This is a genomic window from Acetobacter sp. DsW_54, from assembly GCF_002153575.1.
Classification (GTDB): Bacteria; Pseudomonadota; Alphaproteobacteria; order Acetobacterales; family Acetobacteraceae; genus Acetobacter; species Acetobacter fabarum.
This window is the reverse complement of the sequence record NZ_JOPD01000012.1, coordinates 40,036-61,515: the sequence shown is the minus strand read 5'-3', so window position 1 is coordinate 61,515 and position 21,480 is coordinate 40,036. Positions and strand designations below refer to the sequence as shown.

Annotated in this window: 16 protein-coding genes; 13 read left to right on the top strand and 3 right to left on the bottom strand. The window is 59.6% G+C overall.

All coding sequences use genetic code 11. The features are described from left to right. Positions 1 to 220 precede the first annotated feature (220 nt). On the bottom strand, positions 221 to 1,369 hold the full coding sequence (locus tag HK20_RS06640) for a magnesium transporter CorA family protein (protein WP_086646403.1): 1,149 nt from the start codon (positions 1,367 to 1,369) through the stop codon (positions 221 to 223). Between the two features lie 267 nt (positions 1,370 to 1,636). Here HK20_RS06640 and trpB point away from each other — a divergent pair, with 267 nt between their 5' ends. The 10 genes from trpB to HK20_RS06590 all read left to right on the top strand — a co-directional run bounded on the left by trpB (position 1,637) and on the right by HK20_RS06590 (position 14,362). Beyond that, the gene (trpB, locus tag HK20_RS06635) at positions 1,637 to 2,881 is read left to right on the top strand and encodes a tryptophan synthase subunit beta (protein WP_086646301.1); all 1,245 of its coding nucleotides are present in this window, start codon (positions 1,637 to 1,639) and stop codon (positions 2,879 to 2,881) included. Beyond that, positions 2,878 to 3,711, top strand: coding sequence for a tryptophan synthase subunit alpha (gene trpA, locus HK20_RS06630; RefSeq protein WP_086646300.1), 834 nt, complete (start codon positions 2,878 to 2,880; stop codon positions 3,709 to 3,711). Before trpB ends, trpA begins: the two co-directional genes overlap by 4 nt. A 13-nt stretch (positions 3,712 to 3,724) precedes the next feature. Next, entirely contained in the window at positions 3,725 to 4,990 is a 1,266-nt protein-coding gene (locus HK20_RS06625; protein WP_369823042.1) for a TIGR03862 family flavoprotein, read from the top strand. After that, positions 4,987 to 6,468 carry an ATP-binding protein gene (locus tag HK20_RS06620; RefSeq protein ID WP_086646298.1) on the top strand — a complete coding sequence of 494 codons (1,482 nt, stop codon included), beginning with the start codon at positions 4,987 to 4,989 and terminating at the stop codon, positions 6,466 to 6,468. The genes HK20_RS06625 and HK20_RS06620 overlap by 4 nt, the downstream gene beginning before the upstream one ends. Positions 6,469 to 6,519: 51 nt before the next feature. After that, positions 6,520 to 7,704 (top strand): ATP phosphoribosyltransferase regulatory subunit, encoded by a 1,185-nt coding sequence (locus tag HK20_RS06615; protein ID WP_086646297.1) that lies wholly within the window; start codon positions 6,520 to 6,522, stop codon positions 7,702 to 7,704. 69 nt (positions 7,705 to 7,773) lie between these two features. Further along, complete coding sequence (locus tag HK20_RS06610) at positions 7,774 to 9,063, top strand: adenylosuccinate synthase (protein WP_086646296.1); 1,290 nt, start codon at positions 7,774 to 7,776, stop codon at positions 9,061 to 9,063. 251 nt (positions 9,064 to 9,314) lie between these two features. Continuing rightward, complete coding sequence (gene phoB / locus HK20_RS06605; RefSeq protein WP_086646402.1) at positions 9,315 to 10,010, top strand: phosphate regulon transcriptional regulator PhoB; 696 nt, start codon at positions 9,315 to 9,317, stop codon at positions 10,008 to 10,010. 30 nt (positions 10,011 to 10,040) lie between these two features. Then, positions 10,041 to 11,300, top strand: coding sequence for a cell wall metabolism sensor histidine kinase WalK (locus HK20_RS06600; RefSeq protein WP_086646295.1), 1,260 nt, complete (start codon positions 10,041 to 10,043; stop codon positions 11,298 to 11,300). Between the two features lie 177 nt (positions 11,301 to 11,477). Further along, positions 11,478 to 12,464 (top strand): phosphate ABC transporter substrate-binding protein PstS, encoded by a 987-nt coding sequence (gene pstS, locus HK20_RS06595; RefSeq protein ID WP_233129108.1) that lies wholly within the window; start codon positions 11,478 to 11,480, stop codon positions 12,462 to 12,464. 158 nt (positions 12,465 to 12,622) lie between these two features. Continuing rightward, the gene (locus HK20_RS06590; protein ID WP_086646293.1) at positions 12,623 to 14,362 is read left to right on the top strand and encodes an OprO/OprP family phosphate-selective porin; all 1,740 of its coding nucleotides are present in this window, start codon (positions 12,623 to 12,625) and stop codon (positions 14,360 to 14,362) included. A gap of 202 nt (positions 14,363 to 14,564) precedes the next feature. On the opposite strand, the gene HK20_RS06585 is transcribed toward HK20_RS06590, so the two are convergent. Then, on the bottom strand, positions 14,565 to 15,008 hold the full coding sequence (locus tag HK20_RS06585) for a glycine zipper family protein (protein ID WP_086646292.1): 444 nt from the start codon (positions 15,006 to 15,008) through the stop codon (positions 14,565 to 14,567). Between the two features lie 142 nt (positions 15,009 to 15,150). Further along, positions 15,151 to 16,473, bottom strand: coding sequence for a hemolysin family protein (locus tag HK20_RS06580; RefSeq protein ID WP_086646291.1), 1,323 nt, complete (start codon positions 16,471 to 16,473; stop codon positions 15,151 to 15,153). Between the two features lie 201 nt (positions 16,474 to 16,674). On the opposite strand from HK20_RS06580, the gene HK20_RS06575 reads away from it, so the two are divergent. The 3 genes from HK20_RS06575 to cydC all read left to right on the top strand — a co-directional run bounded on the left by HK20_RS06575 (position 16,675) and on the right by cydC (position 21,476). Then, entirely contained in the window at positions 16,675 to 17,649 is a 975-nt protein-coding gene (locus HK20_RS06575) for an MDR family oxidoreductase (RefSeq protein ID WP_086646290.1), read from the top strand. 447 nt (positions 17,650 to 18,096) lie between these two features. Continuing rightward, entirely contained in the window at positions 18,097 to 19,758 is a 1,662-nt protein-coding gene (gene cydD, locus HK20_RS06570) for a thiol reductant ABC exporter subunit CydD (protein WP_086646401.1), read from the top strand. Next, a complete protein-coding gene (gene cydC, locus HK20_RS06565) occupies positions 19,755 to 21,476 on the top strand; it encodes a thiol reductant ABC exporter subunit CydC (protein WP_369823038.1) in 1,722 nt (573 codons plus the stop codon). Before cydD ends, cydC begins: the two co-directional genes overlap by 4 nt. Positions 21,477 to 21,480 lie beyond the last annotated feature (4 nt).

Genomic DNA, 21,480 nt, shown 5'->3' with positions numbered 1-21,480 from the left:
GTTCAAAAGGGGAAGGTCCGGATCGTTCCATGCTACGGCAGAGCCGGTCGGGGAGACCGGAAGCAGGCATGCCTGATAAGGCAAGGCCGAGCCAGAAGGAACCTGACGGGAAGGAATACCGCTGGGCAGGTGAAGTCAGCCAGCGTCTGGGGCCGGATACTACTCGGGGTGGAATTGCGCGTCAACACAGGAATGGGGCGGGCGCACCAGCGGCCAGAGGCTACTTGATGCCGCCCAGCCAGCCCTTTTTCCAGAACCATAGCAGCGGCAGCACAATGGTGGTTGCCATGAGCCCGAGCGAGTACCAGTAGCCAAAAGACCAGTTCAGTTCCGGTATGTCTTTGAAGTTCATACCGTAAATGCCAGCGATCAGGGTGGGGGCAACCCCAATGAAGCTGACAACGGTCAGTACCTTCATCACCCCGTTCTGTTCGATGTTGATGAACCCAAGGGTGGCATCAAGCAGAAATTCAACCTTGTCCTGTGACTGGGAGACATACGCATCGAGCGAGGACAGGTCGTGGCTGACCGATGTAATGCGCGCGCGCAGAATGCCCGACAGCGCATAGGCGGCCGTTGTTTTGCCGTCCTCCTCCGGTGCTGCCGTGGCAAGGGGTGTCGGGGGGGCGGTGCGGGGGGTGCACAGGGCAAACCCTGTGACCGGAATGGCAGAAGCGGTTTTACGGCTTTCCCCAAGGAACAGGGCAATGCGCTCCATGCCCAGCAGTGTGTCCCGCATGCGTGAGCACAGGTTCCCTGCCTCCCCAACCCGCTGGAGCAGGTTGCGCTGCCACACGGCCACGTTGCGGATGGGGGTCTGCTGCGTGCGGGCGCGAAAAATATCGTGTGAGAGTGTGTCCAACAGGTTGCCCATGCTTTCCAGAATATCGGCCAGCCGGTCCACAATGGCTTCAATCAGGGCGACCAGTATCTCGCCCGAATGGAGTAGGGTGTCGTGCTGGGGCGGGATCTCGGTTGGCGGGGGCTGTGCGCTCTGGCGCTCCGGTGCGGTGTGCGGTGGAGGCATGGCGGAGGTCACGCAGTCCGCCACAAGCTGGGCTACGGTCTCGAACGCCAGATAGAACTGGAAGCGGATGGTAAAAAGCCGCTTTTCGGTCAGGATAAAACCCACCGGCATGGTCTGGAAATCCGACCCGCTTTTGCGCAGCAGGGGGGAGGACAGAAAAGCCGCACCGTTGCGCACACTGATACGTGATGAACTTTCGATCGCGCTCAGGTCTTCCAGTGAGGGAATGGGCTGGCCGCAGAGTTTTTCCGCCAGAGCCAGTTCCTGGGGGGTGGGGTTGAGAAGATCCAGCCAGACAGCATTTTTGGCATCGTCTTCCGTTTCAACGGCGCGAGCAGGCATACCGGGCCTGTGGGCCAGAAACATGCGATTCTCCCAGTTTGTGCCCTATGGGCCTGTACAGCTGTATTTTCCGGTTCTGGCGGCAGCCAGCCGGAGCCCATGTATGCCCCAAGTATGACGCCTTTGTTGGGTTTATGGCAAGATGACCACGCGGGACCGTGCAATGCGGCGGCGCATCTGGTAAGCCATTTTGCCAGTTGAAAAGAACAAAACATGTGGCATCCCAGCAGGGCGCGCCATGGGGTTAAAGGAGCGGCAGAACGACTAATGGCGAACCCGATCGAACACGGCGGCGCAGCGGCGCAGAGCAATTCCTTCAGGCAGCAGCCTGATGAGCACGGTCATTTTGGTGGCCGGTACGGTGGTCGCTTTGTGGCCGAAACGCTCATGCCGCTTATTCTGGAACTGAATGAGGCGTACGAGGCTGCAAAGGCCGATCCCGCTTTTCATAAGGAACTGGTATATTACCAGACCGATTATATTGGTCGGCCCAGCCCGCTATGGTTCGCCCGCCGCATGACCGAAGCGTTTGGGGGGGCAAAAATCTACCTCAAGCGTGAAGAGCTCAATCACACCGGTTCGCACAAGCTCAATAACGTCATGGGGCAGATCCTGCTTGCCCGCCGCATGGGCCGCACCCGCATTGTGGCAGAAACCGGGGCCGGCCAGCACGGTGTGGCCACCGCAACCGTATGCGCCCTGTTTGGCATGAAATGCGTGATCTACATGGGTGCTACCGATGTGGAGCGGCAGAAGCCAAACGTGTTCCGCATGCGCCTGCTTGGGGCGGAGGTTGTGCCCGTAACGGCTGGGGCCGGTACGCTCAAGGACGCCATGAACGAAGCCATGCGGGACTGGGTGGCCAATGTGGCCGACACCTACATGCTGATCGGCACCGTGGCTGGCCCGCACCCGTACCCCGCCATGGTGCGTGATTTCCAGAGCGTGATCGGGGAGGAAACCAAAGTGCAGATGCAGGCCGCCGAAGGCCGTCTGCCCGATGTGGTGGTGGCCGCCATTGGGGGTGGCTCCAACGCCATGGGGATTTTTTACCCGTTCCTTGATGATGTGTCCGTGCGCCTGATTGGCGTGGAAGCCGCAGGCCACGGGCTGGATAGTGGCAAAACCGCTGCCTCCATCGAGCGTGGCCGCCCCGGTGTGCTGCACGGCAACCGCACCTACCTGCTACAAAACGCGGATGGCCAGATTGACGAGGCGCATTCCATCAGCGCCGGGCTGGACTACCCCGGTGTCGGCCCCGAACATTCCTGGCTGAACGATATAGGGCGCGCGGAATACGTGGGTGCGACCGATACCGAGGCGCTGGAAGCCTTCCAGCTCTGCACAAAGCTGGAAGGGATTATTCCCGCGCTCGAATCGGCGCACGCCATTGCCTATGCGGCCAAGATTGCCCCCACCTTGTCCAAGGACACACTGCTGGTGGTGAACCTGTCCGGCCGGGGGGACAAGGACATCTTTACTGTTGCCGAACATCTGGGAGTCTCGCTGTGAGCCGTATTGCCGCCCGTTTTAAAGCCCTTGCTGCCCAAGGCCGTGGTGCGCTCATCCCTTATCTGGAAGCGTATGACCCGGACCGGGAGACTTCTCTGGAGCTGTTCCGTGCCATGCCAGCGGCTGGTGCCGACCTGATCGAAGTTGGCATGCCTTTTTCCGACCCGTCGGCCGATGGTCCGGTTATTCAGGCTGCCGCCCTGCGTGGGCTCAAGGCTGGTGCCACGCTGGTTGGCGTGCTGGATATGGTGGCCGAATTCCGTAAGGGGGATGATGAAACCCCGGTGATTCTGATGGGGTATGTCAACCCGGTTGAATCCTACGGTTACGAGCGCTTCTGCAAGGATGCCGCCGCCGCAGGGGTGGATGGGCTTATTCTGGTTGACCTCCCCCCCGAGGAAGGCGCGGTTATCGCCGCTCCCGCACAGGCTGCGGGGCTGGACATCATTCGTCTGGTTGCCCCCACCACGCCGGATGCCCGTCTGGAGTATGTGCTGGGGCATGCATCGGGCTTTGTGTATTATGTGAGCATTGTGGGTATTACGGGCACCCGCTCGGCCAGTGCGCATGACCTTGCTGGTGCTATTCCCCGCATACGTGCCGCCACAGACCTGCCCATAGCCATTGGCTTTGGCGTTCGCACGCCCGAGCAGGCCGCGCAGGCTGCCAGCATTGCCGATGGGGCCGTTGTGGCCTCGGCCCTGCTGGCGACACTGGCGCAAACGCTGGATGAACAGGGGCGCGCCACACCCCAGACCCTGCCGCGTGTGCTGGAGCAGATCCGTGGTCTGGCACAGGCAGTCCGTGCTGCGGGCCAGCAGCCGGAATGACATGCGGCCGTGACTGCCCATGACCAATAAGCAGCGTATTGTTGTTGTGGGCGGTGGCCCGGCCGGGCTTGCCGCAGCCGAATACCTGGCCGACTGCGGGTTTGGTGTGCAGGTTATGGAGCGCATGCCAAGCCTTGGCCGCAAGTTTCTGATGGCTGGGCGGGGTGGGCTGAACATTGCCCATTCCGAAGCGCATGGGACGGTGCTGGAGCGCTATGGCCCAGCCAGCTCCTGGCTGCGGCCCGCGCTGGACGCGTGGACCATGCAGAACATCCGGGACTGGATGGCAGGGCTGGGGCAGGAGAGCTTTATTGGCTCCTCTGGCCGGGTCTTTCCCGTGGGGATGAAGGCATCCCCCCTGCTGCGGGCATGGCTTGCCCGCCTGAATGCCGCTGGCGTGACCTTCCAGACCCGTGCGGACTGGCAGGGTTGGGGGGCGCATGAACAGCTCCTGTTTAACCTGCAACAGGCAGGGGAGGGAGCACCCCACAAGGCTGAACTGGCGGCAGATGCCGTAGTGCTGGCTCTTGGTGGGGCAAGCTGGCCACGGCTTGGCAGTTCCGGTGGCTGGGTGCCCCTGCTGCAACAGCGTGGGGTGGACGTTGCCCCATTAGAGCCTGCCAATTGCGGGTTCTGCGCCCCATGGTCCGCCTTTTTTGCCGAGCGTTTTGCCGGCACCCCCCTAAAACCTGTAGCCCTGACATTTGAAGGCAGGCGTGTGCGGGGTGAAATTGTGCTGACCCGCACAGGCATGGAAGGGGGCGCGCTCTATGCACTCTCCCGCGCCGTGCGGCAGGCCATAACCGCGCAGGGGCAGGCAACCGTGCTGTGCGACCTGCGCCCCGACCTGAGCGAACAGGACCTGCTGGACAGGCTGCGCGCCACCCGAATGCGGGAGAGCCTGAGCAACCGCTTGCGCAAGGCCATAAAGCTGGCCCCCGCAGCTGTAGCACTGCTGCGGGAGGCAAGGGACGTGCTGCCAGCAGACCCGCGTGCTCTGGCAGCCCTGATCAAGGCCTTACCCGTTACTTTTTACGCGCCAGAGCCGCTGGTCCGCGCCATTTCCACCGCCGGAGGGATTACGCAGGCAGCGTGTGACGAATCCTTTATGCTCAGGGCGCTGCCCGGTGTGTTTGTTGCGGGCGAGATGCTGGACTGGGAGGCCCCGACCGGGGGCTACCTGCTCCATGCCTGCCTTGCCACCGGCCGTGCGGCGGCAAAGGGGGCAGAGGCATGGTTGCGCAAGGGTGGGGCAAGGCGGTATCCCCTCCAACCATGAACAGCATGATTACAATGGGGGAGGTGCCGGGGGGCGGTCCGGCACAGATGGACCTTGGCGAACTTCTGGCTACGCGTCTGCTGGTTCAGGGGAACTCCGGGTCGGGCAAGTCGCATCTTCTGCGGCGCTTGCTGGAGCAGTCTGCCCGTATGGTGCAGCAGGCCATTATTGACCCCGAAGGCGATTTTGTCAGTCTGGCTGAAAAATTCGGCCATCTGGTCATAGATGGTGCCGATCATTCAGAAATGGCCCTGCATGCCGCAGGGGAGCGCATGCGCATGCACCGCGCGTCCGTTGTGCTGAACCTGGAAGGGTTGGATGCGGACCAGCAGATGCGCTGGGCGGCGGCTTTTCTGGGCGGTATGTTCGAGGTGCCGCGCCAGCACTGGTACCCTGTGCTGGTGGTGGTGGACGAGGCCCAGCTGTTTGCACCCGCCGCAGCGGGCGAAGTATCGGATGAGGCCCGCCGGGCTTCCCTTGGCGCCATGACCAACCTGATGTGCCGTGGGCGCAAACGTGGCCTTGCCGGTATTATTGCAACGCAGCGTCTGGCCAAGCTGGCCAAGAACGTGGCGGCGGAAGCCTCCAACTTTCTGATGGGCCGCACGTTTCTGGATATCGACATGGCGCGTGCTGCCGACCTGCTGGGCATGGAGCGCAGGCAGGCCGAAGCGTTCCGGGACCTCGCACGTGGCACGTTTGTTGCCCTTGGTCCGGCCCTGAGCCGCAGGCCGCTTTCGGTCCGTATTGGTGCGGTGGAAACCGAAAGCCGCTCGGCCGGGCCGGTGCTTGCCCCCTTTGAGCCGCCAACCGCGCCGGTGCACGAGCTTATTCTGGCCCCCGTGCCGGTGCATGACCTGCCCGCCCGCCAGCGCAAGGCCCCCGCTCCTTCCGCCCCCGACCTACTGACGCAGCTTGCTGCCCACGGGGAGGCACAGGCCAGTGTGCAGGCCGAGCAGGAGCAGGAGGAAGATACGGCAGAAACCCAGGCCGAGCGCGAAGCCCGCATGACCGCCATCCTGCGTGACATGATGGAGGATGAGGATTCGTCCTTCAGGCCCGTGCCCGTTCTGTATCAGGACTTTCTGGTGCGTTGCCGTATTGCCGGGCTGGGGCGCAATGCGCTGGACCTGCGGCGCTTCAACCGCGCGCTGGCCACAGCACGCAGTGGGGTGAGCGAAGATACCTCCTCCTCCACGCAGTGGCAGGAGGCCGAAAGCCGCGCATCGTCCCTGCCGGAAGATTTGCAGGCGGTCTTTCTGTTCTTGGCCCGCGCGGCCATTGAGCGCACGCCATGCCCGTCCGACGCCCAGATTGCCAAGGTATATGGCACGGTTTCCACCGGACGCGCCCGCCGCCTGCTGGCATGGCTGGAGGACCAGAATCTGCTCGTATTGCGGGCCGATGGCATGGGGCGGCGGGTGCTGACCTTTATAGGAACAGGGTGGGAAACACTGCCCGGTATGGCCGATAGCTGACCAGTCCGCCCGTTTTGTGGGCAAAAGGCGCAAAAGAACACGCCCGCGGGCATGACGGGCGGAGCGGGGAGTGCTATAGCCCGAGGCATGACGGACGACCCGCCCTTTAGCCCGGCCCTGCTGCCTGCTGGCTTTGTAGATCTGCTCACCCCCGATGCCCGAACGGAAGCGCGGGGTGTGGCCACTCTTATGGATGTGTTTGCCTCCCACGGCTACGACAGCGTCCGCCCGCCTCTTATGGAGTTTGAGGAGACCTACCTTGCCGGTGCAGGGGTGGCTCTGGCGGAGCAGTGCTTCCGGGTCATGGACCCTGATACGCGGCGCATGATGGTCCTGCGCCCAGACATTACCCCCCAGATCGCCCGTATGGCTGCGACTCGCGTTGCCGGGTCGCCGCGCCCGCTCCGTGTCTCTTACGCCGGACCGTGTGTTGTGGTGGCCCCTGTGGCGGCGGAGGAAAGCAGCCGCCAGATCATGCAGACCGGCATAGAGCTGATCGGCCCGGATTCCCCCGAAGCAGATGCCGAGGTCATGTCTATCGGGGCAGAAGCGCTCATGCGTCTGGGTGTGAAGGATGTCTCCTTCGACCTGACCATGCCGCCCTTTATTCCCGCCCTGCTGGAAGAGGCCGGTGTGCCCGCCGCCCAGCGCCCGGCACTTATGCGCGCGCTTGACCGCAAGGATGCCGCAGCCGTGGCCCAGCATGGGGGTGCATTGGCCGCCACGCTTATTGCCCTGCTGGATGCCACCGGGGCTGCCGAACATACTGTGGCGCAACTGGCAGAACTGACCCTGCCCCCCAAGGCCCGCATTGTTCTGGACCGGCTGATTGATACGGTTGCAGCCGTGCGCGAAATCTGCCCGGACCTGCGCATGACTGTGGACCCGGTGGAGTTCCGGGGCTGGAAGTACCATACCGGCGTATGCGTAACCCTTTTTGCCGTCGGCCGCTCGGAAGAGCTGGGGCGTGGCGGGCGTTATCTTTGCAATGATAACGAACCGGCCTGTGGGTTAACCCTGCGCCCCGATGTGCTGTTCCGCATGATCCCCCCCACACCAGCCCGCGCACGCGTGTATCTGGCAGCAGATGCCAGCAGGCAGGAAGCAGCAGCTTTGCGTTCGCAGGGATACGCCACGGTGCGGGGCTTTGCAGCCGGAGCACAGGCCGAGGCCGAGGCGCGGCATTTGGGCTGTGGCATCATTCTTTCAGGCACTCAGCGGGTGGATCTGGCCTGAGGGCTTGCCCTCGGGTGCGATTTTTTTCTTTTTGACCAGCAGGCAGTTTTTTTCAGGAGCAGACCGTCTATGTCCAACGTAACCGTGATCGGCGCCCAGTGGGGCGATGAAGGCAAAGGCAAAATTGTTGACTGGCTCGCCAGCCGGGCCGACGTGGTGGTGCGTTTTCAGGGTGGTCACAACGCCGGCCATACGCTGGTGGTTGGCAATCAGGTTTACAAGCTGTCGCTCCTGCCTTCAGGCGTTGTGAGCGGTAAGCTGGGCATTATCGGCAATGGCGTTGTGGTGGACCCGCAGGCTCTGCTGGCTGAAATTGCCCGCATTGGCGAACAGGGGCTGAAGGTTACGCCCGAAACCCTGAAAATTGCTGAAAACGTGCCCCTGATCCTGCCCGTGCATGGTGCGCTTGACCGTGCGCGTGAGGCAGCCCGTGGCGACCGCAAGATCGGCACCACAGGGCGCGGCATTGGCCCTGCGTATGAAGATAAGGTGGCCCGCCGAGCCATCCGCCTGTGCGATCTGGCAGAGCCTGAAACGCTGGACTGGAAGCTGGACGAACTGCTCCTGCACCACAACACCCTGCTGGCAGGCCTTGGTGCGGAGACCTTCTCCAAGGAAGACCTGCTTGCCTTCCTGAGCGATGTTGCCCCCAAGGTGCTGCCCTACATGGCTGCAACATGGGACATTCTGGACGATGCCCGCCGCAATGGTCGCCGTATCCTGTTTGAAGGTGCGCAGGCCGTTATGCTGGACGTGGACCACGGGACGTACCCGTTTGTGACCAGTTCCAACACTGTTGCCTCCAATGCGGGCACGGGGGCTGGCATGGGGCCGTCTGCTGCGGGGTTTGTGCTGGGTATTGCCAAGGCATACTGCACCCGCGTGGGTGAGGGGCCGTTCCCGACCGAACTGCATGACGGCATTGGCCGCCGCCTTGGTGAGCGCGGGCATGAATTTGGCACGGTTACGGGGCGTCCGCGCCGCTGTGGCTGGTTTGATGCGGTTCTGGTCCGTCACGCTGTGCGGGTGGGTGGCATTAACGGGCTGGCCCTGACCAAGCTGGACGTGCTGGATGGTCTGGACGAGATCAACATCTGCGTCGGTTACGAGCTGGATGGCCAGAAGATAGAGCGCTTCCCGTCCGGTTCAGCTGCACAGCAGCGTGTGCGCCCGGTGTATGAGACGATTGAAGGCTGGAAAGAAACCACACAGGGTGCCCGCCGCTGGGCAGACCTGCCCGCGCAGGCCATCAAGTATGTCCGCCGTGTGGAAGAACTGGTGGGGGCACCTGTAACCCTGCTGTCCACCAGCCCGGACCGGGATGACACCATTCTGGTGCGTGACCCGTTTGAAGACTGATATATGACGGCTTTATGACAAGCCCTTTAAAGCCCCGGCCTTTGCGCCGGGGCTTTTTTGTTGGGGGGCTGCTGTTTTTAAGGGTGGGTCATAAAACATTCATAAAGCGGTTTTTCCTGTGTGAATGGCGGCTTTTATGGGGGTGCGGCGGGGGATAATGCGGCCTGCGCGGGGTTTGGAGCAGACGGGCGGTTGTTTTTTGTCATCTGCGCGTCATATCCTAGGTGCAGGTTTTTAAAAGGCATTCTGGTATGCATAAGGCAGATCTTCTGGTTGTTGAGGATGACCCGGCACTCGCCCGGCTTGTTAGCTACAACCTGGAAAAACAGGGTTACATGGTTCGTCACGCGGCGGACGGAGAGGCAGCCCTGGAGTATGTTCGGCAACGTCGGCCGGACCTGATCCTGCTGGACTGGATGCTGCCGGGTATTTCCGGGCTGGAAGTTTGCCGCCGCTTGCGCGAGCAGGCCAGAACGGCAGCCTTGCCCATTATCATGTTCAGTGCCCGTGGCGAGGAAGCAGACGCCATTCGTGGGCTGGATACAGGGGCGGATGATTATCTGGTCAAGCCCTTTAGCATGGATGCCCTGTTTGCCCGGGTCAAAGCCATTTTGCGCCGGGCTCCCCCGGCCGATAAAACCTTGCGGTTTGATACGCTGGTCATGGACCGGGTGAGCCACAAGGTTGAGCGTGATGGTCGCCTGCTGTCTCTGGGGCCAACGGAATACCGGCTTTTAGAGTTCCTGATGCTGCACCCGGCACAGGTTTTTTCGCGCGAGGAATTGCTTAAACACGCATGGGAGCGCAGTTCCTTTGTCGAGCTGCGCACAGTGGATGTGCATATCCGTCGCCTGCGGCAAACCCTGAACGAAGGGGGCGGGGTGGATTTGATCCGCACCGTGCGGGCCCGTGGCTATGCGCTGGATAAAGTGCAGGACCCGGACTAAGCAACACACCGCAAAAAGGGGCGGCTGATCATGCACGCTTGGCTGGCAGCACTCTGCGGTATGGCAGGGGGCGGCGCGTTGGCGGCTTTGCCGCTGTTTATCGCCCGCTCGGGCCATTTTGAACCTTTGCCGGATGACACGGAACGGCAGAAAACCCGGATTGGGCGTGACGCTGCCTCCGCAGTAACACTGGACGAGGTTATGGCCTCCCTGCCAGCGGCAACGCTGGTGCTGAACGACACACGCCTGCCCTGTGTGATTTCTCCCGAGGCTAAGCGGCAGTTCACAAACAGCCTTGGCAGCATTATCCGCCACCCGGCTTTTCAAAGTTCGGTGGACAGGCTTCTGGCGCAAAAAAAGGAAGACCAGCAACCGGCTGAAGCGCTGATTGTGCTGGATATTCCCCATTACCGCGTTGTGCGGGCATGGTTGCAGAAGAAAACCGTGCCCGATGCCTTTCTGCCCGAAGGGTACCGTAAGGGTGGGGGAGCGTTTTCGTTCCGGACAACGCTGGTCTTTGTTGCTTTGCATGATGAGACCGAGGCCGTTCTGGCCGAGCGGCAGCATACGGACTTCGTGGCCTTTGCCAGCCATGAGCTGCGCACGCCACTGGCCTCCCTGCTGGGGTTCATAGAAACCCTGCAAGGCCCTGCGGCGGATGATCCGGTTATTCAAAAAGAGTTTCTGGGTATTATGTCCGAGCAGGCCAAGCGCATGCAGCGTTTGCTTGACGGGCTGCTTTACCTGTCCAGAGTGCAGATGCAGGAGCACCACAGGCCCAAGGAAACAATAGGCATTGCCGAACTGCTCAAGCGTTTGTCGGATGAAGCCGCAGGGTTGATCGCGGGCAAGCCTGTTCGTTTTCAGGTGCAAGCGGATGATGCGCAGGAACTCTGCGTGCAGGGGGATGAGGCCCAGCTATTGCAGGTGCTGATGAACCTTGTGGAAAATGCGCTCAAATACGGGCTGTTTGATCGGGGTAAACGTAATGGGGAGCCGCTGGGTATTACGGTTTCCTGTGCGCGGGCTGCCAAAAATGCCGGCTGGCCTGCCGAGCCGGGGCTGGTGCTGAGCGTTACGGATACGGGGCCGGGTATTCCCGCGCGGCACCTTAACCGTTTGACCGAACGGTTCTACCGCGTGGCCAAAACGGCAGCCAGTGTGCAGGGTAGCGGGCTGGGTCTGGCCATTGTGCAGCAGATTCTGGCCCGCCATGATGGGCGTTTTGTTGTGGAAAGCACGGTGGGCGAAGGCACGGCCTGCCGGATATGGCTGCCGCTGCTCAGCTAGGTCCGCAGTGTCATAAAACCGTCATTCAATTGTCCTGAAAGCATAACACCATTCTGTTCTGATTTACTTTAACCCGGAACAGCACGGCACGTTTTTGTGGCCGTAAGCTTTTGCAATTGGCTCAGGGAAAAAACCAACATGCGTTTTTCAGTCAGGTCTGGAATGTGTCTGGCCGTCATGACCACCTTCCTTACGGCACTTCCAGCAGCATCTCGGGCCGAGAGCGTGACCGGTGCAGGTTCCAGCTTTGCCGCTCCGATCTATGAGGCATGGGGCGCGGTTGCAAAGTCCGCTACGGGCGTGACCGTTAACTACCAGAGCGTTGGCTCCAGCGCAGGCCAGAACCAGATCGTGGCTGGCACGGTTGATTTTGGCGCATCCGATGCGCCGATGGATGCCCAGAAGCTTGAAACCAACCACCTCTTCCAGTTCCCCACGGTTATGGGTGGCATTGTTCCGGTTGTGAACATCCCCGGCGGGATCAAGCCCGACACGATCACGCTGAGCGGTGATGTGCTGGCCGAAATCTATGCAGGCACCATTACCTCCTGGAACGATCCCAAGATCGTTGCGCTGAACCCCGGTGTTAAGCTGCCAGACGTGGCCATTGCACCTGTTCATCGTGCAGATGGTTCGGGCACAACCTTTGTGTTCACGTCCTACCTTGCCGGTTCTTCTTCCTCCTGGAAGGAAAACTACGGTGCAAGCACATCCATCAGCTGGCCCGGTGGTCTGGGTGCACGTGGGAATGACGGCGTTGCCGCAACCGTGCAGAACACCGAAGGTGGTATTGGTTATGTGGAATACGCTTATGCAAGCCGCAACCACTTGACCACTGTTCGCCTGCGCAACCATGCAGGTGCCAGCGTTGCAGCAGGTATGAACAGCTTCTCCCACGCCGCGCAGGCAGCAGACTGGAGCCACGCTTCCCACTTTGCTGTGAACCTGCTGGACACGGATGGTCAGGAAGCTTGGCCGATCATGTCTGCAACCTACGTGCTGGTTCCCGTGCCTGCCCGTAATGCTGACCGTGATCAGGCTGTGCAGAAGTTCTTTGGCTGGAGCTTCAATAACGGTGATAGCGTTGCCACCAAGCTGGATTACGTTCCGCTGCCCAAAACCGTTAAGGACAGCATTATGTCCGCATGGAAAAGCGGCAAATAATCAGCCGTTTATAATTTTCATTGCGTATTTGAGCTTATTGGAAAGCGGCCCCGAAACGGGCCGCTTTTTTTCATAATTCCGTAACGAAACCATCACCGAAGCATCACGCACAAAAAAGTTATGGCGGGTTATTCACTCCTCATCGTTCTTATCATGGAATGGCCACAATGCGCTGTAACTCGCTTTTTTCTTCTGTTGCTCTAACGTCTTTTATGTTGGCTGGAATCGCTCCTGTGGCCGAGGCGGCTTCCACTGAGGATTCCGAAATCCGTTTGCTGCGTGCGGAAATGTCCCAGATGCGTCGGGATATGCAGCAGCAGATCGTCACCCTCAAGCATCAGCTGGCTAAAAGCGATGCAACCACAACCAAAGGCCGCATGGGTCAGGCAGCTGGCCACGGCCGCCACACCACGCATGTTGCCGATGGGAACTACGACCCGAACGTGCAGTTCGGCGAGCAGGAACCCATGAAAAAGGTTTCGCCCCTGTCTGGCGTGGGCACACCCCCGTCTGACCGTGGTGACACCATGTCCTGGAAAGACTTCAAGGCTGCCACGGCTTCTGATGAAGAAGTACGCGTTGGCGGCATGATTGTCGGCTTCCCCAAAGGTCGCTTTACGGTTTCATCTGAAGATGGTGCGTATGGCTTCTCGGTTGGTCTGGCATTCCATGAAGACTTTGGTGGCTTCCTCGGCGGTGGTCCGCGTCGTGGGGAAACAAATGGTGATTTCAACAGTTTTACCGAAAACGCCCGCCGTATCCGTATCCCCTTCACCTTCCGTTACAAAGACTGGGTTGCTAACGTAACGCCAGACTTTGGTGCCGGTGGTGCAGACGGTGCGAGCACTGACCAGACCCTGTATGAAGCAAACCTGAACTACACGGGGCTGCACAACACGATCCTGACAGTCGGTTACTTCCAGCCGCGCGTGACGGAAGAAGATTCCGAAAGCTCGAACGACTTCGAAATGATGGAACGTCCCGCCATTACCGATGCCGTGCGTAAGATTGCGGCAGGGGATGCGCGCTTCAGCTTTGGTGGTCTGCATTACGAAAAACGCTGGTGGATTGCTGCTTACTTTACGGGCCAGAGCTTTGGTCAGCGTAGCGGCAATGCAAGTGCCAGCACCAATAATTATGGCTACAACGGGATTGTTAACAGCCAGACGGGTGGCACTTTCCGTGCAGCGGGCCGTCCCTACATGTCCAAAGATATTGATGTGCATGTTGGTATTTCTGCCATTAGCGCGTTCAAGGTGGCAGAAGTCTGCAAAGCGGGCTCTGCTTCGTGCAGCAAGTCTTATGGCCCCAGCCAGTCGCCTGAAGTTAACCTGACCAGCACCAACCTGATTGGCGCGACAATCAACAACGCATCATCTGTCTGGTCTGCCGGTCCGGAACTGGGCTTCCGCTGGAAGAAAATGGTGCTCAAGGGCGAATACTATAATATTGGCGTCAACCGCAGCAACCAGCCGATTACGGGTGTGACGGAAGCGATGTCGCAGAAAACCGTTCATCTTCAGGGGTATTATGGTTCTGCCAACTACACCCTGTTTGGCAAAGGTCGCGAATATAACATCAAGGAAGGTGCATTCGGCGCACCGGGTGTTGAACACGAATTTGACCCCTCACGCGGTTACTGGGGCGCGCTCGAAATTACGGGCCGTTACAGTGTCACCGACTTCAGCGATGTTTCGGCTGATATTCGTGGTGGCCGTCAAACCGTGTGGTCCGGTGGTATCAACTGGTATCCCAACCGCCACTTCCGCTTCATGCTCGACTTCAACCACTTCATTGTTTCCCGCACGGCTACGGGTGGTGGCATGAGCGCTTCTACCTGGAACAATGCAGGCCGCGATGGTAACTCCTTCGCTGCACGTGTGCAGGCTGCGTTCTAAAGTTTCTGCCTCTGGCTTGTGTCAGATATTCAGTGTGGAAAAGGGCCATTCTTTCGAATGGCCCTTTTTTTATGCGCAGGTATGAAAGTATTTTTTAACCCACCCGCAAGGGTGGGTCTTTCAGTAACACCGCGCGTATGGAGTAAGCGGTTTACCAACACACGGCTTCTGCCGGATGTATCCCCGGCAGAAGCCGGGCGTTTTAGCGAACGTAGCCGTAAGCAGGCTGGGGAGCGGGCAGGACGTTTTTGTAGGCAATCATGCAGGCCACATACGCATTGTTATACTGCGTTTGAATGCCACCCTGCTGGTTGTTGGAATAGAGGCTCCCGCCCAGACCGCCACCCATGGCCCCTGCAGCAGCCCCGATGCCCGCACCGGCTCCACCGCCAGCGGCAGCTCCAAGCCCGGCACCCAGAGCGGTTGCAGCCAGACCACCGTAAATGGCTTTATGGTTCTGGCGTTCGGCCTGCCCCTGTACAGCAGCGGCAGCCTGAGAGCGGCAGAAGTTCTGTTCCTGCAGGAACTGCCCGTATTCCTTGCCCGGGCCGGGGAGGACCTGCGTGGTTGGGCCCATTGGGGTTTCCGCACAGCCAGCTAGTAAAAGAACAGGCAAAAAAGCAATGGGGAGTGCTGTAAACTTCATCTCACTTTACTCCAAGTTGTATTGGATGATGTTAACGTGAGAGAAGTATGTCATTTTTTTGGTAGTATAGGAATAATAGAAAAAGGGGGAACAAGACCGCCAGAACTGGCAGGCTCTGTTCCCCCCTTTTCAGGCGCAGGCTTTAGAGCGCGGTATTAAGCCGCGTGACCAGTAGCTGGTTGATGCGGAAGCCTTCCACGTCAACCACTTCAAACCGGAAGCCCGCTGCATCTACCCTGTCGGTCTTGCGGGCCATACGGCGCAGGCGGTGCATGATAAAGCCGCTGATTGTATCAAACTGCTCATGGTCGGGCAGGTTTGCAATGTCGAGTTCACGCATGACTTCCCCAATGGGGGCAGCGCCGTCCACCAGCCAGGAGTTGGCATCGCGCTGGACAATGGCCTGTTCCTCAAACGGGCTGGCCAGTCCGTCCATAAGCACCCCCATGATGTCCTTGAAGGTGATCAGCCCTACAACCAGTCCGTATTCGTTGACCACCAGCGCAAAGCCTACGCCCGATGTGTCAAACTGGGCCAGTGTGTCCCACAGGTTCAGCGTTTCCGGCACGGAGGGTACGTCCCGTCGCATGCGGGCAATGGGATTGGAGTGTGGGCGACCGGAGGGGGCAGTCGAGGGGTCCACGACCGAGGCCAGAACGTCTTCAGCACGGATGGAGCCAATAACCTTATCCAGCCCGCCATTGCACAGCGGGTAGCGCGAATAAGGCTCCATGCGCACTTTTTCATGGTTGTGTTCAGGCGTGTCCTGAATATCGAGAAAAATGATCTCGTCCCGTGGGGTCATGGCGGATGTAACGGAACGGTCCTGTAGACCCAGCACGTTCTCGATCATCTGGTGTTCCTGCTGGAGCAGGGCACCGGAGGCCGTGCCCGCCGCCAGAATGGCGTGCAGGTCTTCTGGCGTTACGGGTTCGACTGCCGAGGCGGCCGGGATTTTGAGTGCTTTGAGCACCACATCGGAAATTTTGGAAAAAATCCAGACAACCGGGTAGAGAATCCGCAAGGCCAGCCGTGGGAACCAGCCTACGGCAAGAGCTACCTTGTCCGGGTTGTTCATGGCGACCCGTTTTGGCAGCAGGTCGGCAAACAGCACGAACATGCCGGTGACAAAAATAAAGCTGAGGGTGGAGGCCAGATTTTGCGCCCACCAGTCGGAGAGATTCCACTGGGTGAAAAAATCAGCCAGAGGGGGGGACAGCATTTCCGAGCTGACAATACCGCCCATAATCCCCACGCCGTTCAGGCAGATCTGGATAACGGTTATGACCTGCCCGCTATTGCGGCGGAGTGCCAGAAAAGCCTGGGCACGCGGATCTCCTGCTTCTGCGCGGCTGCGGAGCCTGACTTCCCGGGCGGCGGCAAAGGAGATTTCGGAAAGCGCGATCAGGATGCTGATCACGATAAGCAGAACAAGGGTCAGCAGACCCATTATGAACAGGAGCAAGAGAACGTCCGCTATACTGTTAGGATGCCACAGTATGAACAAAAAGTGAGTCGCTGACCAGCGTGATTCCAATTGTATTTTTTATGTCACGTATGATGTGCGCGGAACTTCAAAACTCTGTCAGTGCGGGACCGAAGGGCTTTGCGGGCGTTGGTTAAGGGCTAGTGTGCCGTGTTGTTCTCTTTGGCCGGATAAAAACAGATGTTTGATGCGCTCTACCTTGAAGAAGCAGGCCAGCCGGCTGCTCTGCGGAAACTGCCCGAAAATGCCTTGCCGGACGAGGAGGTGACAGTCCGTGTTCACTGGTCGGGCCTGAACTACAAGGACGCGTTGGCCATTACCGGGCGTGGTCCTGTGGTGCGGGCATGGCCAATGGTGCCGGGGATTGATTTTGCAGGCGTGGTCGAGCGCTCCTCCAGCCCCGATTTTACAGTCGGGCAGCAGGTTATGCTGAATGGCTGGGGGGTGGGCGAAAAGCACTGGGGCGGCCTTGCGCAAAAAGCCAGTGTTCGCGCCGCATGGTTGCTGCCTTTGCCGCAGGGGTTGAATGCCCAGCAGGTTCTGGCGCTGGGCACGGCGGGCTTTACGGCCATGCTGTGCGTGCAGGCACTGGTGCGTGAAGGTGTGGAACCCGGTTCCGGCCCGGTGCTGGTGACGGGGGCTACGGGTGGGGTCGGCAGTGTGGCGGTTATGCTTCTGGCCCGGCTGGGGTATGAGGTGGTGGCGGTAACCGGCCGGCTGGAAGAGCAACCCTACCTGCAAAAATTGGGTGCTTCCGAGGTGCTGGCGCGCTCACATTTTGAAATGCCTTCCCGCCCGCTGGAAAAAGCCCGCTGGGCAGGGGCGGTGGATGTGGTGGGCGGGCAGGTTCTGGCCTCTGTCTGTGCCGCAATGAAACCGCAGGGCGTGGTAACCGCCTGCGGTCTGGCGGGGGGGATGGAGTTCCCCGCCACTGTCGCTCCCTTTATTCTGCGTGGCGTAACGCTGGTGGGGATAGATAGCGTGATGTGCCCCAAAACGGTCCGGCAGGATATGTGGGAGCGTCTGGCCCTGTTGGTCAATAAGGACCTGCTGGCGGAAATGACTCGGGTTATCCCCCTGTCAGACGCCATAACTGCGGCCACAGACCTGCTTGATGGCAAAATAAAAGGTCGTCTTGTGGTTGAGGTGCCCTGAGTCGGGGCCTTTTGGAAGGCAGTTCTGGCGGTTAAGACTACCTTTTTAGGCGCATGATAATTTATTGTTTTGTGTAACTGTTCCGGATTTTTGCACGGATGTGCAAGGGTTTGGAATAGTTAATTCGGTGCAAAACAATAGGAAAATCAATAAAATGGTGGTTTGTTTGTAATAATAAAACCAGAACCATATTAATTTAAAATACATCCCCATATTTATTTTTGTTTATGGGGGATTTTAATTATATTTAAATTCTATCATGGAAAATATTCAAAAATATTTCTCATCGTTGAGAAAAGAGTATTTCCTTTAAGGAGTTGAGAAAATTCTCAACTTCATGGCGCTCTTGACGAAAGTTACAGATAAATGTAACTAACAAAACGGTTAAGTAAATTATGTAAGTATTGAGCCATGGATGCCACACCCGCCCGAGCACACGGCGCAGATATGACCAAGGGACTGGCCCGCCAGGTGCGCGGCTGGTTGCTTGGTTCTGTTGTGGCTGGGGGTGTGTCGGCTGTTCTACTGGTGTGCCAGTTTATTCTTCTGGCCCATCTTGTGGACGATCTGGCGTTCCATGGCCGTGGGCTGGATACGGAATTTTCTGTGTTTGGGCTCATCCTCGCCTGTCTTGTGGGGCAGGTTGGAGCACGTTTTGTATCCGACATTCTGGGAACGCAGGCAGGTCTGCGGGTGGCTGGTAATGTTCGGGGCAAGCTGCTGGCGCATCTGTTTGCAGCCGGGCCCGTGGTTTGCGCAGGTGCGCCCGCAGGGGAGGTCGTAACCACCTTTACGGAGGGTGCACGCGCGCTGGTGCCCTATTTTGCCCGGTATGTGCCGTCTGCTGCCATGATGGTGGTTCTGCCGCTGCTTATTCTGGCGGTGGTAGCTGGGGTGGATGGGTGGAGCTTTCTGGTGCTTGCCTGCACTGGCCCGCTTGTGCCGGTTTTTATGGTGTTTGTGGGCTACGGCGCGCAAACCATTATGGACCGGCGGTGGCGGGAACTATCCCTGCTTGGCGGGAGTTTTCTGGATGCGTTGCGGGGGTTAAAAACCCTGCGCCTGTTTGGTCGCACTCAGGATAGTCTGGACCGTATTGCCAGGCTGGCGGATGCGCATGGGCGCACCACCCTGTCTGTCATGAAGGTGGCATTCCTCACATCGGCCGCACTGGAGTTTTTCTCCAGTCTGTCCATCGCATTGGTTGCCGTTGTTTTTGGCACGCGCCTGTTGGCTGGCACGGCGGATTTCCGGTCTGCTTTTCTGGTTCTGTTGCTGGCTCCAGAGTATTTTATGCCGCTGCGCACATTTTCTGCCAGCTATCATGCGCGGCAGAATGCTCAGGCTGCCATGGAGCATATGGGTAAACTGTTTGCCCTGCCTGCACAGGCAGAGCGTTACACACTGCCAGCCTCCCTGCCCGCAGGGGGCGTTGGCACTTTGGTCTGCTCCGGGCTTGAAGTGCATACCCCCGATGGCGCACCTGTTTTGCAGCACGTGACCTGCCACTTTGCCCGGAACCAGTTGACGGTTTTAACCGGTGCCAGTGGTGCGGGTAAAACCACTTTGCTGAATACTCTGCTGGGTTTTTTACAACCTGTTGCCGGGAGCTTGGGCGCCTACGATACCTCGGGGCAGTCCATGCCGCTGCATGGCGTACGTATGGCGTGCGTGCCGCAGTACCCGCTTATGGTTTTTGGCACTGTGGCCGATAATCTGCGCCTGGGCGCACCGGGGGCGGATATGCAGCAGCTGCGGCAGGCCGCCACCTTGGCGGATGCGCTGGGGTTCATAGAGGCCCTGCCTGAAGGGTTTGAAACGCATATAGGCGAACGGGGTAGCCGCCTGTCTGGCGGGCAGGTCCGCCGTCTGGCTCTGGCGCGGGCCTTGCTGCAAAACCCGGATGTTCTGGTGCTGGACGAACCCACAGCAGGGTTGGACGCAGTGAGCGCACTGCATGTGGCCAACGCCCTGCGCCGGTGTGTGGCTGGGCGCATTGTTGTGGTTGCAACCCACAGGCAGGCACTGGCTGACCGGGCAGATGCGCTGCTGCACGTGGCTGGCGGCACGGTAGAGAGTGTTCCCGTGCAAAAGGAGACTGTTGCATGAGCATGCCACAAGATTCTTTGGCCGGTGGTGCACAGGGTTTTTTCCGTCTTTCGGTAGGGCTGCGCTGGCGTCTTGCTCTTGGGGTGGGGTTTGCCTGTGCTGCGGCACTGGCCAGCTTTGGGCTGCTTTTTCTGTCAGGTTGGCTGCTGGCGGGGGCTGCGGTTGCGGGGCTGGGTGGGCAAGCCGTTGCGCGGGCCTTCAATATTGTGCTGCCAGCAACGGGTGTGCGGTTTTTTGCCATGGTCCGCATTATAGCCCGCTATCTGGAGCGGGTTGTGGCGCATGATGGTGCACTCCGTCTGGGCGGGCATTTGCGCGCATGGGTTTATGCACGCCTTGCTCCGCTTGCCCCCGCCGGGCTGATGGACCAGCAGGGAGGGGACCTGCTGGGGCGCTTTGTCTCGGATACGGACAAAGTGGCGGCATATTATACAGATGTCGCACTCCCCTTTTTGCGCGCATTGCTGTGTGGTGTGGTGTTTGTGGGTGTGTTCGCCTGCTTTATGCTCCCCGCGGCAGCTCTTCTGGCTGTAGGGTTGTTGCTGGGCGGTGTTCTGGTGCCGTTGCTGGTTGGCCCCGCCATGGACCGACTGGTACGGAGGGAGGCGGAAAAACAGAGCCACATTCAGGCGGAGCTGGCGCAAACACTCCAGAATATGGGGGAATATCTGCTGTTGGATGCCGCCAGCGGCCGGGCAGGGCAGTGGCAGGCGCAGCAGGCCGAAATGGATAGGGCATGCTGGAAGCTGGATGTGCTCGAAAGTGCTGCCCGCGGCTTGGTAACCCTTATCACGTTTGCCACGGCTCTGGGGGGTCTGGTTCTGGCGGTTAACGCCTGCCGGGCAGGGCAGTTGAGTATTGCGGAAGTGCCCATGCTGGTGCTGGGGGTTCTGGCAGCTTTTGATGTGGCAGTCCCCTTGCCACTGGCGCGGCAGGCCGCAGCACAGGCAAAGCTTGCGACCATCCGGCTGGATGCAGCCTGCCCCCCCAGTGTGCCGCGGCCTGTGGTGCAGGGGGCAGACCTTCCACACGCACCGTATGATCTGGTGGTGCGTGACCTGAGCTTTGCATACCCGAAAACTGTAAGCCCCGTTTTACAGAATGCTAACCTGACCATCCGTCAGGGGGAGCATGTAGGACTGGTCGGGCCATCCGGTATTGGCAAAAGCAGCCTGATCAACCTGCTCTTTGGCTTTTATGCGCCCGATAACGGCAGCATAAGCTTTGGCGGTGTGGATGTTGGTACACTGCGTGCGGAAGATATGGCCGCTTTTGTGAGTGTGGCCGCACAGGACTTTCATCTGTTTGCGGGCACATTAAGGGACAACCTTCTGCTGGCAGCCCCCCACGCTACGGAGCAGGAGCTTGCAGATGTGCTGGAAACGGCACAGCTCACACAATTCATTCAGTCTTTACCACAGGGTTTGCAAACCTGGGTTGGTAATGATGGCCTGCGCCTTTCCGGTGGGCAAGCGCGCAGGGTGGCGGTGGCTCAGGCCCTGCTACGCGGCACTCCATGGCTTGTTCTGGACGAACCAACCGAAGGGCTGGATGCCGCTCTGGAGCAGGCCCTCATGGCCGCGCTGGTGCAGCGGTGTGAGCAGACAACCATTGTATGCATGACCCACCGGCAGGCGGTGCTTCCGTTCATGCACAGGGTTATCAGGGTGGAGGACGCGTGTTTTCGCCCCGGAGGAGGGAGCGACATGAAGAGCTGAAAGT

Excerpts from the sequence above, each read along its gene's own strand:
- HK20_RS06640 (WP_086646403.1), bottom strand. The coding sequence starts at position 1,369 with ATGCCTGCTCGCGCCGTTGAAACGGAAGACGATGCCAAAAATGCTGTC.
- trpB (WP_086646301.1), top strand. The coding sequence starts at position 1,637 with ATGGCGAACCCGATCGAACACGGCGGCGCAGCGGCGCAGAGCAATTCC.
- HK20_RS06620 (WP_086646298.1), top strand. The coding sequence starts at position 4,987 with ATGAACAGCATGATTACAATGGGGGAGGTGCCGGGGGGCGGTCCGGCA.
- HK20_RS06615 (WP_086646297.1), top strand. The coding sequence starts at position 6,520 with ATGACGGGCGGAGCGGGGAGTGCTATAGCCCGAGGCATGACGGACGAC.
- HK20_RS06610 (WP_086646296.1), top strand. The coding sequence starts at position 7,774 with ATGTCCAACGTAACCGTGATCGGCGCCCAGTGGGGCGATGAAGGCAAA.
- phoB (WP_086646402.1), top strand. The coding sequence starts at position 9,315 with ATGCATAAGGCAGATCTTCTGGTTGTTGAGGATGACCCGGCACTCGCC.
- HK20_RS06600 (WP_086646295.1), top strand. The coding sequence starts at position 10,041 with ATGCACGCTTGGCTGGCAGCACTCTGCGGTATGGCAGGGGGCGGCGCG.
- pstS (WP_233129108.1), top strand. The coding sequence starts at position 11,478 with ATGACCACCTTCCTTACGGCACTTCCAGCAGCATCTCGGGCCGAGAGC.
- HK20_RS06590 (WP_086646293.1), top strand. The coding sequence starts at position 12,623 with ATGGCCACAATGCGCTGTAACTCGCTTTTTTCTTCTGTTGCTCTAACG.
- HK20_RS06585 (WP_086646292.1), bottom strand. The coding sequence starts at position 15,008 with ATGAAGTTTACAGCACTCCCCATTGCTTTTTTGCCTGTTCTTTTACTA.
- HK20_RS06575 (WP_086646290.1), top strand. The coding sequence starts at position 16,675 with ATGTTTGATGCGCTCTACCTTGAAGAAGCAGGCCAGCCGGCTGCTCTG.
- cydD (WP_086646401.1), top strand. The coding sequence starts at position 18,097 with ATGACCAAGGGACTGGCCCGCCAGGTGCGCGGCTGGTTGCTTGGTTCT.
- cydC (WP_369823038.1), top strand. The coding sequence starts at position 19,755 with ATGAGCATGCCACAAGATTCTTTGGCCGGTGGTGCACAGGGTTTTTTC.